7 protein-coding genes and 1 pseudogene are annotated in these 13,389 nt (G+C 44.6%); 4 read left to right on the top strand and 4 right to left on the bottom strand.

The window, feature by feature from the left end:
* From QUB26_RS08855 to QUB26_RS08845, 3 genes and pseudogenes are all read right to left on the bottom strand, one after another.
* Nucleotides 1–524, bottom strand: a pseudogene (locus tag QUB26_RS08855) (hypothetical protein); the annotation flags it as partial.
* A 203-nt stretch (nt 525–727) separates the two neighbouring features.
* On the bottom strand, nt 728–1,672 hold the full coding sequence (locus QUB26_RS08850; RefSeq protein ID WP_333238732.1) for an NAD(P)-dependent alcohol dehydrogenase: 945 nt from the start codon (nt 1,670–1,672) through the stop codon (nt 728–730).
* A 179-nt stretch (nt 1,673–1,851) separates the two neighbouring features.
* A complete protein-coding gene (locus tag QUB26_RS08845) occupies nt 1,852–4,026 on the bottom strand; it encodes an EAL domain-containing protein (RefSeq protein WP_333317566.1) in 2,175 nt (724 codons plus the stop codon).
* A 245-nt stretch (nt 4,027–4,271) separates the two neighbouring features.
* On the opposite strand from QUB26_RS08845, the gene QUB26_RS08840 reads away from it, so the two are divergent.
* From QUB26_RS08840 to QUB26_RS08825, 4 genes are all read left to right on the top strand, one after another.
* Nucleotides 4,272–8,132 carry a PAS domain S-box protein gene (locus tag QUB26_RS08840; RefSeq protein ID WP_333238728.1) on the top strand — a complete coding sequence of 1,287 codons (3,861 nt, stop codon included), beginning with the start codon at nt 4,272–4,274 and terminating at the stop codon, nt 8,130–8,132.
* A gap of 258 nt (nt 8,133–8,390) precedes the next feature.
* The gene (locus QUB26_RS08835; RefSeq protein WP_333238726.1) at nt 8,391–9,149 is read left to right on the top strand and encodes an SDR family oxidoreductase; all 759 of its coding nucleotides are present in this window, start codon (nt 8,391–8,393) and stop codon (nt 9,147–9,149) included.
* 136 nt (nt 9,150–9,285) lie between these two features.
* Nucleotides 9,286–10,383, top strand: a complete 1,098-nt coding sequence (locus QUB26_RS08830) for a DJ-1/PfpI/YhbO family deglycase/protease (protein WP_333238724.1) — start codon at nt 9,286–9,288, stop codon at nt 10,381–10,383.
* Nucleotides 10,384–11,076: 693 nt separating this feature from the next.
* Nucleotides 11,077–11,781: a rhomboid family intramembrane serine protease gene (locus tag QUB26_RS08825; RefSeq protein ID WP_333238721.1), complete on the top strand. Its 705-nt coding sequence runs from the start codon at nt 11,077–11,079 to the stop codon at nt 11,779–11,781.
* A gap of 96 nt (nt 11,782–11,877) precedes the next feature.
* Here the strand turns inward: QUB26_RS08825 and QUB26_RS08820 are convergent, their stop codons facing one another.
* Nucleotides 11,878–13,254 carry an Ig-like domain-containing protein gene (locus QUB26_RS08820; protein ID WP_333317564.1) on the bottom strand — a complete coding sequence of 459 codons (1,377 nt, stop codon included), beginning with the start codon at nt 13,252–13,254 and terminating at the stop codon, nt 11,878–11,880.
* Nucleotides 13,255–13,389 lie beyond the last annotated feature (135 nt).

Below are 13,389 nucleotides of genomic sequence, written 5' to 3'. Positions count from 1 at the left end.
GCGATTGGTGCAATGCTATTTTTAGCTCTAACTTTTTTATCTTCTAAGTTACTGACATCCACTAAATCATCGGCGATTGGGGCAATGCTATTTTCCTCGCTAACTGCTTCGTCTTCTAAGTTACTGACATCCACTAAATCATCGGCGATTGGTGCAATGCTATTTTTAGCTCTAACTTTTTTATCTTCTAAGTTACTGACATCCACTAAATCATCGGCGATGGGTGCAATGCTATTTTCTTCGCTAACTGCTTCGTCTTCTAAGTTACTGACAGCCTCTAAATCATCGGCGATGGGTGCAATGCTATTTTCCTCGCTAACTGCTTCGTCTTCTAAGTTACTGACAGCCTCTAAATCATCGGCGATGGGTGCAATGCTATTTCCTTCGCTAACTTCTTCGTCTTCTAAGTTACTGACAGCCTCTAAATCATCGGCGATGGGTGCAATGCTATTTCCCTCGCTAACTTGTTCTAGGTTGTTGTCGGAACCTTGTTCGGATGTCTCCAAGTCTGAGGGCACAGTCATAGGAAATTGGTAATTGGTAAGGGGTATTGGGAAGAGGAAAGGGGTAATTGGAAAGTGGTAATTAATTGGAAATTGGAAATTGAGAATAGTTATTTCATAATTGCTCCGACTTCCTTCTTCATTCTTTATTCTGACATCAGCAGTAGAAGGAACGATCGATAATTAATCCGTGTATCCATGTCAAAATCCGTGTCGTGCCTTCTTTATTCAATCACGATCGCAATTTTGCCGATCGCGCGGCCCGTTTCGCTGTAAGCGTGGGCTGCTGCTACTTCTTGTAAGCTGTAAGTGCGATCGACAATCGGCTCCACTTTATCGGATTCTATTAACTCCCGCAAAGCCCCTAAATCGCTGGTGTTGGCATTGGCGACAATTAATTTAGCTTTTTTACCCGATATAAACCAGCTTGTTAACATCGGTGCGAAATTGTCTAAAATCGGCAAAGTCGAGATATAAACTCCCTCTGGTTGCAGCACTTTTTCGCATTCAGCAAAGGTTCTTGTCCCCACCGCATCTAAAATTATATCATATTTTTCTGGCTGTTGAGTAAAGTCAACTTCCGCGTAATCGACAACAAAATCCGCTCCCAAACTCTTGACAAATTCTCTATTTTTAGCACTGCAAACTCCCGTTACTTCCGCGTTCATTGCTTTCGCAACTTGCACGGCAAAAGTGCCAACTCCGCCGGAAGCGCCGTTAATCAATACTTTGTTTCCTGATTGAATTCCACCCAAATCCCTGAGCGATTGCAAAGCAGTTAAACCTGCGATCGGTACTCCTGCTGCTTCTGCATGAGTGATGTTTTTCGGTTTAATTGCTGCATCGGATTCTGGCACGACAGCGTATTCGGCGCAAGCACCCCCATTGATGGGATTTAAGAAAGTATAAACTTCATCTCCGGGTTGAAATTTGGTGACTTCCCCGCCGACTTCCACGACAACTCCCGATATGTCAGAACCGACTATTCGAGGAAAGTTAAATCCTGTTAATAGTTGCAGGTGTCCTTTGCGGATTTTCCAGTCTACGGGATTGACGCTGCTAGCGCGAACTCGCACTAACAATTCGTTGGATTTGGCGATCGGCTTGGACAACTCTCGGTATTGCAATTCCTCGGCTGAACCGTAGCGATCGAACGCAACTGCTTTCATGGCAAATTTTCCGGTTTATTTCCAATAGAACACTCAATCCTTTACAATTACAGCACATTCGATCTAAATGTGACACAGCAAATTCAGCTAGCCTTGTAGCAGCGGGCGATCGACTCTGGGAAGCCTCCAGACAGGGCTCCGGCGTGAGGCAATGGGCTCCCTGGCAAGCGTGCGATCGACTAGAGATTAAAATTAATAGGAACAGGGCGGGCGATCCCATAACCCTGAGCATAATCTACTCCAATCTCCCGCAATTTTTCTAAGATAGTCTCGTCTTCAACAAACTCAGCTATAGTTTCAAGATTCATCGCATGGGCAATACGATTAAACCCTTCAACGAGCGCTTGAGAAATCAAATTATGACTAATGTTCTTGACAAAAGCACCATCAATTTTTAGATAGTCAACTGGTAAATTCATCAGATAAGCAAACGAACTCAATCCACTGCCAAAATCATCTAAAGCAAAGCAACAGCCAATCTTTTTGAGTTCGCCCATGAAATATCTGGCTTGCTCAAAGTTTGCGATCGCTGCCGTTTCCGTGATTTCAAAACCAATGGTTTGTGGGGGAACTTTGTAACGAGAAAATTGTTCTATTAAAAACCTCATAAACTGATTGTTACTAATGCTAGCCCCAGAGAGGTTTATCGTATACAAGCCTTGAGTAAGAACATCTTTCTCCGGCAATTTGTGATAATTAGAGAATAAAGTTTCGATTACCCAACAATCGATCTCTGTTATCAAGCCGTAACGCTCAGCGGCGGGAATAAACTCATTAGGAGATACTATTTTTCCATTTTCGTCCAGCATTCTGAGCAAAATCTCATAATGCTCTACTAATGGTTTAGAAGTAATAGAGACAATCTTTTGGTAGTAGAGACAAAAACGATTTGTTTCCAGCGCCTGGGTAATTTTGGAAATCAACTGTCTCTCACCACGTTGTTTAATTAGCTCGCTATCATCTAGACTATAAATATGAACACAGTTGCGGCCTCTGGCTTTGGCGGCATAACAAGCTGCATCAGCCGCTCCCAGAAGCTCCATCAAATTTTGGCTGGTTTGGTCAATAGCAACAACTCCAATGCTGACTCCGATGATAAAGGTTTGGCCATTCCAAATAAACCGAAACTGATGCACTAGGTTTTTGAGGTTTTCCGCAATTTGAGTTGCTTGAGAGAGCGAACATTGAGTGAGCAAAATACCAAATTCATCACCTCCCAAGCGAGCCAGCATATCATGAGCACGGACTCCCTGTTGAATAAGCGCGGTGATTTGGCGCAGTAGCTCATCGCCAGCAATATGACCTACGGTATCGTTAACGACTTTGAATTGATCTAAATCTAAATAACAGAGAGCGTGCTGGTGATTGCTATGTTTAACAGAGGCGATCGCATCAACTAGGTGCTGCTCAAATCTTCGACGGTTGATTAACCCCGTCAGGGCATCGTGATTCTCTTCCCAAGAGAGTTGACGGGTGAGATAGCGCGATTCCGTAACATCATGAAAGACCATGACTGCCCCGATAATTTGACCTTGGCGGTCTCGAATCGGTGCTGCCGAGTCAGCAATTGGATACTCGGTTCCATCATGGGCAATCAGAATAGTATTGTTAGCTAAGGTCACAATTCGCTCTTCTAATAGAGCCTTGTTTATAGGATTCTCTACTGGCTCTCGCGTTACTTGATCGACAATTAGAAAGACTGTCGAGAAATGAACTCCTTGAACCTCATGATTTTTCCAGCCTGTCAGTCGCTCAGCTATAGGGTTGAAATATCTCACATTACCTTGGGCATCAGTAGTAATAACCCCATCGCCAATGGATTGCAGTGTCACTTGAGCCAATTCCTTTTCGGCAAAGAGAGACTCTTCGAGACGTTGCCGTTCTTCAATTTCTATCAAGAGACGTAAATTCTGCTTTTGGAGTTTTTGTTGCAGCCTTCCGATAGTTAGGTGGGTTTCGACACGAGCTAATACTTCTTCGACTTGAAATGGCTTAGCAATATAATCTACCCCTCCTGCAGCCAGCCCTTGCACCTTATTAAAAGTTTCATTGAGCGCACTCAAAAAAATTATTGGAATCTCTGCGGTGCGCTCGTCAGATTTTAATTGTCTGCAAACTTCATAGCCATCTTGATCGGGCAACTTAATATCTAGTAAGATTAACTCCGTCGATGGCGATTGGGCGGCTCTGAGCGCCATTGCACCTGTCGTGGCACTACGAACTTTATAACCCTCTGCCCTCAAAGTATCCCTGAGCAGACGCAGGTTATCAGGCAGATCGTCAACAATTAAAATATTGCCTCGGTAGTTGGTAGCTCGATCGCTAATTCTATCGCTAGTTCTATCGACAATCATACTGATTTCCCTAGTTTCCTGCTAGAGGAATATAAACATATGCACAAATAGTATAGTTTAATTATTCGGTTAAAAGAGTCATTTTACCCACAAAGAAGTCCTGCGAGCCCGGAGATATTGGGCTGGCAAGGGGGCGCAACCATAAAAAATATGAATTATTCAGCTAGGGGCAGTCCCCCCGTGGTAGCCCTTCTTCGCTTCGCGTAACATTAGAAGAACATTGTTTCAAGCCAAGCAGCCGATTTATGAACAAGCGGAGTTCTCAAATGGCAAGTCTACTCGTCATTGCGATCGGGTGTCTCGTGCTGTTGGGTTGGCAATTTGACATCTCCCTACTCAAAACCGGTTTTCCCGGTATGACTTCGACAATGAAAGCAAACACGGCAATTTGCTTTTTGCTGGCTGGAGTTTCTTTGAGATTGTTGCAGTACCAAAAAACCAGACTGCACGATCGCATCGCTCAAGGGATGGCAGGATTGATAATGATCGTCGGTATGCTGACGCTGAGCGAGTATATTTTTGGTTGGAAGCTGGGTATCGATCAGTGGCTTTTCCGAGATTTTGTGTCTTCCGCGACTCCTTATCCGGGAAGAATGGGAATAAATACCGCCCTAAATTTTGTGCTGATGGGACTAGCACTGTTACTGTTAGGGCAAAATTCCCAACGGGATACTTGGTTGGCTCAGATTTTTAGTAGTGTTGCAGCTTTAATTTCTCTACTAGCTTTATTTGCACACCTATTCAATGTCGATATTCTTGAACGGTTGGTCACAATTACGACGACTCAATCCCTAAACACGATCGTCACCTTTTTCATCCTCTATGGAGGAATTTTATGGCTCCGCCCCAAGGAAGGATTAATGCAAGTAGTAACCAGTCCCCTAGTTGGCGGAGTCATGGTTCGGTGGTTGCTGCCTTGGGCGATGATCTTTCCAGTGACACTGAACTGGTTCACTCTTCAGGGACAAAATTTAGGCTGGTATAACGCTAATTTTGGCTATACATTGCGTTCAACTATTATGGTTGTCACGTTTTCAATTCTCATTTTGGGGACGGCTCGCTTTTTGAACCAGATAGATTACCAGCGCCAACAAGCCGAAAAAGAAATTAAAAAACTTAACGAAACTTTAGAAACTCTTGTGGCTGAACGAACAGATGCTTTACAAAAATCGCAGGCTCGTTTTGCAGGAATTCTAGAAATCGCCAATGATGCAATTATTTCAGTCGATCGCACTCAACGCATTACCCTGTTTAATCATGGGGCAGAAATGATGTTTGGCTATAAAATTGAGGAGATTTTAGGGAAGCCACTGAATTTACTGCTACCAGAACAGTTTAGAGATGCACACCCGCAGCATATCAAACACTTTGCACAGTCTTCTAGCAGAGCGCGAAGGATGGGAGAACGAGGCGAGATTTTGGGTCGTCGTCAAGATGGAACGCAGTTTGCGGCTGAAGCCTCTATTTCTAAGCTGGAAATGGGAGACGAAACGGTATTTACTGTGATTCTACGCGATATTAGCGATCGCAAACAAATTGAGATGGCTTTACGAAACAGTGAAGAGCAGTTTCGCCATGCGTTTGAAGATGCCTCTATCGGGATGGCGATCGTTTCACTTGATGGGCACTGGATTAAAGTCAATCCTGCCTTATGTCAGATTCTTGGCTACTCCTCAGAAGAGTTGTTAGCGTTAACTTTCCAAGACATCACTCATCCTGACGATTTAGACCGGGATCTTAGTTATGCACATCAACTATTAGCTGGAATAATTTCAACTTACCAACTAGAAAAACGGTATTTCCATAAACAAGGACATATTATTTGGATTATTCTTAATGGCTCGCTAGTACAAGATGGACAAAAAAAGCCACTGCATTTTATTTCTCAAATTCAAGAAATTACCGCTCGAAAAGAAGCTCAAAAAACGCTAGAAATTCAAAGCGTTATCCTGAATAACATGGCAGGAGGAGTCTGTTTAATCAAAGCCTCAGACCTCACGATCGTCTACACCAATCCTACCTTTGACGCTATGTTTGGCTACCCAGAGGGCGAACTAGCAGGTCAACCCCTTGGTGTCTTGAATTATGTCGATACAAATTTTACACCAGATGTAACCGTTCTAGATATGGTCACTCAAATTGAACAGAGCGGGGAAGCGAAATATGAAGTCCACAATAGAAAGAAAGATGGAACTCTCTTTTGGTGCAGAGTTCATACATCCAGGTTTGAGCATCCTGAATACGGAACTGTATATGTTGCCGTTCAGGAAGACGCAACAGAGCTAAAACTGGCTGAGCAAGCCTTGCAAGCTACCACAAATCGCCTCAACTTTCTTCTAAACTACAGCCCTGTTGTCATTTTTAGCAGTAAACCTGCTGGCGATTATAGCGCAACGTTCATCAGCGAAAATATCAAAGATATATTGGGCTACGAAAGCCGCGAGTTTTTAGAAGATTCTAAATTTTGGGTGAATCACTTACACCCAGATGATTTAGAACCAGTGCTTAATGGTTTAGCAAATCTATTCGTTAATGATTTTTACTTCCACGAATACCGTTTGCGTCGCTCCGATGGGGTTTATCGCTGGATGCTGGGTCAGCTTAGGCTAATTCGAGATAATTCAGGTACACCAGTAGAAATCTTGGGATATTTAATTGACATTGGCGATCGCAAACAAGCTGAGTTGGAATTTCAGCAGGCAAATGAAGCAAACCAAGCCAAGACTGTCTTCCTTGCCAATATGAGCCACGAACTCCGCACCCCCCTCAACTCAATTTTGGGATTCACGCAATTGATGAGCTATGAGAGAAATCTGACTCCTTCTCTCCAAGAACGTTTACAGATTGTCAATCGTAGCGGTAGACATTTATTGGACTTGATTAACGATATTTTAGATTTATCCAAAATAGAAAGCGGACGGATGACCCTCAATCTTTCTGAGTTTGATTTGACAAGTTTGCTGACTTCTATTGAAGAAATGTTCCAAGTTAAAGTCCAATCTAAAGAAGTGCAGCTAATTGTCGATCGAGATCCCGACATTCCTCAATTTGTGCATAGTGACGAGAAAAAACTCTATCAAGTCTTGGTCAATCTGCTTGGTAATGCGATTAAGTTTACCAATCAAGGAAGCATCACCCTACGGGTAAGAACAACACAAAGAGACCCAACCTCCTGTCACCTATGTTTTGAAGTTGAGGATACAGGCGTCGGAATTGCGCCCACAGAAATTGAGAAATTATTTAAGGTTTTTGTGCAAGCCCAAGCTGGAAATAATTTGAGTCAAGGCACGGGGCTAGGTTTAGCCATTAGTCAAAAACTCGTCAAACTTATGGGCGGTCAGATTCGGGTTAAAAGCACTTTGAACCGAGGTAGCACTTTTTCCTTTGAGATTGGCGTACAGTTACCTCAAGCAGAATCCTTACCCCCAGAATCAATTAATCAAAAAGTAATTAGTTTAGCTCCTGGACAACCGAGTTACCGCATTCTTATTGTTGAAGATTTAGAAGAAAATCGTCGGTTGTTAGTCGAGATCCTTACCTCGGTTGGTTTTGAGGTGAGAGAAGCAAAACAGGGAGTGGAGGCACTCTCACTGTGGGAGAGTTGGCGGCCGCACCTGATTCTGATGGATCTACGAATGCCGATCGTGGATGGCTACACAGCTACTAAATATATTCGAGAACGCCCTCAGAGCCAAGAAACTGTCATTATTGCTTTAACTGCGAGTGTTTTGGAAGAAGATCGAGAGAAAGTTATTATGGCTGGCTGTAACGACTTTATAAGCAAGCCATTTCAGCAGAGAGAACTTTTTGACAAAATCGCTAAATATTTGGGAGTGCAATATATCTACGAAGTGGTAGAACCAACTCCACAAAAACAATTAGTTGAAACGCTGTCTGTAGAAGATATATCCGTGATGTCCCCTCAGTGGTTAGAACAAATGTATCAAGCAGCTTACTATCTCGATACCGAAGTTATGAACGAATTGATCGTACAAATTCCCGAATCAAAAGCAAGTTTGTCCCAAGCACTAACTGATTATATCAATAATTTTAATTCCGATCGAATTATGGAGCTCATTCGACCTTTGCTGCCTAATCCACTGTAGTTATCGAGTTTAAGGACAAAGAAGCTAGAGTGCTTTCAGCAGTGGCTATATTTCCAATAGAAACAAACCGGGGAAAGGATTTGGAAGTTTTTGGAAATGTCTATTGCAGATATCCATCAGCATGAGAAAATGGCATACACATTGGATGGAATGTGCTGTATCATATAGCAATTCTATTTCGTGTGTGAAGGGGATTTATTTTTTTTATTAACCGCAGAGGGCGCAGAGGTCACAGAGAAAGAGAAAAGAGAGACATAAATGATTGATTTAACCGGAAAGGTAATTTTAGTAACTGGTGGATCGAAAGGGATTGGTGCAGTGACGGTGCGGACTCTGGTTAATGCTGGGGCTGAGGTGATTTTGCATTACTTTCGCAGTCAGAAAGAAGCTGAAGCGGTAGCAGCGAGTGTTGCGCGCGATCGCTGTTATTTATTGGCAGCCGATTTGATGGTGGCAAACGCGGCCTCGACTTTGTGGCGAGATGCTTTAAAATGGCGGGGCCATATTGATATTTTAGTTAATAATGCCGGGATTATGCAGTCAGCGGGTATCGAGGACGAGTTCGATATTTGGTCTTCAGCTTGGCAGCAAACTCTACAAGTTAATTTAGTTGCTGTTGCCGATTTGTGCCGGGAATCTATTCTGCATTTTCAAACTCGCCGGGTCGGTACAATTATTAATATAGCAAGTCGCGCTGCTTTTCGCGGCGATGACCCGAATTATCTGCACTACGCCGCTTCTAAAGGTGCTATTGTTGCTTTAACTCGCAGCATTGCTAGAGGGTTTGCGGCTGATAATATTTTGGCTTTTACAGTTGCACCGGGATTTGTTAGTACAGAAATGTCTAATCAGTTTATTCAGGAGTTCGGTGAAGCTGATATTATTCGCGATATCCCGATCGGCAAAATCGCACCTCCTCAAGATGTTGCCAATGTTATCGCGTTTTTAGCGTCGGGTTTGGCTACGCACGCTACCGGGACTACGATCGATATTAACGGAGCCTCTTATGTGCATTGAGACAATTCCTGTAAAATACCTCTCAAGGCTCACGCTGACATCTTTTAAAACTAACTAATTTATCACTTTAGCAAGACGCTAACAACATCATAAATCATTTATGCTTAGAACAAAGATAGTCTGAGGAAATTTGATTATGACAACCCATAACGGTAGCAACACAAAACGAGTTGCCATACTCATTGAAAATGGAGTTGAAGATTCCGAATTTCTAGTTCCTTACAACGCCTTAAAACAAGCAAATTTTGATGTAGTTGTCCTCGGTTCGCGGACAAACGAAAAGTATGCAGGAAAACAAGGAAAAGTTGCTCAGCAAGCTGACGGAACTACCACTGAAGCAGTGCCCGCAGAATTCGATGCAGTGATAATTCCCGGCGGCATGGCTCCAGATACAATGCGGACTAATCCCAACACAGTCAGGTTTGTACGAGAAGCATTTGAGCAAGGAAAAATCGTCGCTGCTGTTTGCCACGGCCCGCAAGTTTTGATTGAAGCCGACTTGCTGAAAGGCAAAAATGCGACTGGTTTCTTGGCAATTAAAACAGACATGATCAATGCCGGAGCTAACTACATTAACGAAGCTTTAGTAGTTGACGGCAACTTGATCACTTCCCGCCAACCGGGAGATTTAGCAATATTTACTACCGCCATTATGGCTCGCCTCGGTTACGGCGGAAAAGCAGTCGGTTTGCCAGAAGAAACTGATACAAATGCAGAATGGTGGAAATTAGCTAATGGTTGGGGAGGTTCTACACAAGGCGACATTGTTAAAGGTTTGAATACCGCCCTCGCAGGGGAACGCTATGCTTGCGAAGCCTTTGAACATTATGCGGAAAAAACCCAAGATAGCGATTTGCGATCGCTCTTGAGAGAAATGATTAAAAACAAACAGCACCACATCATCGCTCTCGAAAGTCGCCTCAACGATTTTGGTGAAAAACCCTCAATTCCTGCCCAAATTGCTGACAAGTACGCTAAATTAAAAGCTTCGATGCAAGGAAGCGATGAAACGTTCTTAATGCGGAGCACTCTCGGTGATTTGCAAACCGGTGTTGTCGATATTAACAACCTGCGGGTGAAGTTCACAGATCCTGTATCAACGGCCATTTTTACAGAGATAGAATCGGATTTGTCTAAGTGTGAACAAGTGGTTGCTAAACTCTTCCGCGCCCGTGCAGTTTCCCAGGAAATTAAGTCGCCTAAACCTTCGACTAGCCCTGCTGTAAAAATGTAATCAGCAAGAGTATCAATAAGTTTGTAGTTGTGTGGACTTGTTAAAAACCCCACCAATATTGCAACTACAAACTTTCTCTGGAATCCTACAATATACGCCTTTGCGGTAAAATAAAACCCAACACTAAAAAGCAGATATTCAACTAACTGCAAGGTGGAGGGTTTTATTAAATGGGTTTTATTTTTGTTTTAGCTGGACACGGCGAGTTTGAAGGAAGCTTGCGGCATCCGATGGCGGTACAAGCCCTCGGATTCATCCCTGCATAAATAAAAAATATGGTATCCGATAAGCAGCCCCCAGATATATCCGTAAAGTCGCTTTCTTCAATGCTTCAAATCTCAAATCTCAAATCTCAAATCTCAAATCTCAAATCGATTAACCAGCCCTCGGATATATCCGTAATATCATGTCCGATGGATTAACCATAATATCCCGGTCGGGGCGGGTTTTTGAGATTGTCAATTATTGGCAGGTATTGTTGGTGAACCCGCCCCTACAACAATCGCGATCCCTCGACCGGAAATGATATGAGGTCGCTTTCTTCAATTCTTTAAATCTTCAATTCTTTAAATCTAAAATCTAAAATCTAAAATCTAAAATCGATTGGCTTGTCCCCTCTTCCTTTAGACAGGAGACACTTGGGCTATAAATGCGCTACTGTGTTGCCAATATTTTGATGAGGAAAAAAAGGCTGTGGTTCCCTTACGCGATGAAAATCCCATTACTATCACTCCCTACGTCACCTACGGGCTGATTGCCGCAAACATATTAGTATTTTTGTACGAACTCAGTTTGGGCGATCGACAATTAACCGAATTTTTCTACTCTTGGGCCGTAATTCCTTGCCAGTTAAGCAATATGTGTCGGGTTGCTCTGCCAGTTTCGCCATTTCCCGAATGGACGACACTAATTAGCTCCCAATTCCTGCACGCAGGCTTTCTGCACATTGCCGGAAATATGTTATTTTTGTGGATTTTTGGCAACAACGTAGAAGAGCGTTTAGGACACGTCAAATTTATAATATTTTACCTTACTTGCGGCGTTTTAGCATCACTAACTCAGTGGTTTTTTTCCTCCGCATCGGCTATTCCGTCCCTGGGTGCTAGCGGCGCGATCGCAGGCGTGATGGGAGCTTACATTCTCAGATATCCCCAAGCCAAAGTTCTGACACTGCTTCCCTTGGGAATTTTTATTACCACTGTCAGAGTCCCCGCTTTCTTCTTTCTAGGATTTTGGTTTGCACAGCAAGCATTGAGCGGCTTGGCTTCCTTGAATGCCCCGGCAAGTGTCGGCATGGAATCCGGGGGAGTTGCCTATTGGGCCCACGCTGGCGGCTTTGTTTTCGGTGCTATTCTCGGCCCTTTGTTGGGATTGTTTTCGGAGGAAAATCGGATTTAATTTTTCACCGCACATGAACGCAAATTAACGCAGATAAACTGCCAAGGAAATCGGCGTTAATCTGCGTTAATCTGCGGTTTAAAACCTCTTATCTTCCTAGATAAACGTCAAGTCAAATTCCGAAAGAGCAGAAACCCCAGTTACACCATTTAACTTCGCCAAAATGCGAGAATCGCTGCCGGTGAGGTTATTGCCATTACCGTCATAAATGATGTAAGTATTGCCGCCGGAATCGTAGGCAAACAAGAAAGCAGTTCCTCCCAGAATATTTGCAGAAACAGTTGTCTGCACATTCAGCAGAACTTGGGTGTTACCGCTAAGATTCGCAAATCCGGGGGCAAAATTAAACTGATCGGCGATCGGCACACCGAGACCGCTAAAATCAGTAATCACATCGTATCCGCCCGCCGCGATCGCAGCCTCGATCGCCGCCGAAGAAGACGCATCAAAAGCCGGCCCACCTTGTTCAGGGCTGGTATAGCGGTATTGATTGTTGCCGCCACCCCCTGTCATGGTATCTGCGCCGAGGCCCCCTACGAGCACATCGTTATCTAAACCGCCGTTAATCGTATCGTTGCCACCTTGACCATCAATAGTATCGCTGCCCGCCAAACCGTCCAAATTGTCCGGCAAAGAACCCCCAACTAAATTGTTAGGCCCGCTATCAGCCGGCAAGATTTGAACGGTGACAGTACCTACGCCCGGAATTGTCCCGAATCCGTCGCTGACGCTGTAGGTGAAAGCAGTTGTACCCGCTACGTTGCCGGGGATGAATTGCACTTGAGAGACAAGATTTACAGCTACGCCCAGTTGTGGTGTGCTGACATTGATAATGCTGAGTGTCCCTTTTTGCGGGCTGGAATCGTTCGCCAGCACGTCGATGAAAGTGGGCAGCAAATTATTCGTATTGGTAAAGACGATGCCGTCATCGACAGCAATCGGCGACAGAATAGTTGGAACAGTTACGGAGGTATCGAAAGAATTGATGTTAATTGCCACTGACGCTGCTGCGGTGCCACCTTGGTCGTCAGCTACGCTGTAGCTGAAAGAACCGGCTTGCCCGATCACGTTTGTTCCCGGTTGAAATGTCAGCCCAAGTAAATCCTGAACGGTTAACTTTTGGTTCACGGTGACTGGGTTCGTACCCGTAATTACCTGACCAAAAGTAGGATTGGGAAGTCCGACTACCGCGATCAACAGTGGATCGCCCTCGGGGTCGCTGGGCGCCGAAATGCTCAGAGACAGAGGCAAATTCTGCAAACCAGTCACCGTCTTGCCCGCTTCCACGATCGGCGGCTGGTTAGGAGTCGGAGATGTAAAACTCGGCGGAGTCGGCCCGCCGCCCAAAGGCGGAGGAGTTGGGGGCGCAGCAGTGGGAGTGGGGACGATCGAAGGACTCGGACTTGGGGTTGTCCCGCCCGCAGTCGGACTCGGACTCGGACTCGGACTCGTACCCGGAACCTGTATCGGCAATGGATCCGTTATTGTCCCGGCAGGGCTAGAAGGACCTGTCCCGGCAGGGCTAGAAGGACCTGTCCCGGCAGGGCTAGAAGGACCTGTCCCGGCAGGGCTAGAAGGACCTGTCCCGGCAGGGCTAGAAGGACCTGT

Origin of the sequence: Microcoleus sp. B4-C1, from assembly GCF_036705285.1 — a bacterium.
Taxonomy (GTDB): Bacteria; Cyanobacteriota; Cyanobacteriia; order Cyanobacteriales; family Microcoleaceae; genus Microcoleus.
This window is presented reverse-complemented; position numbering and strand designations above follow the sequence as displayed.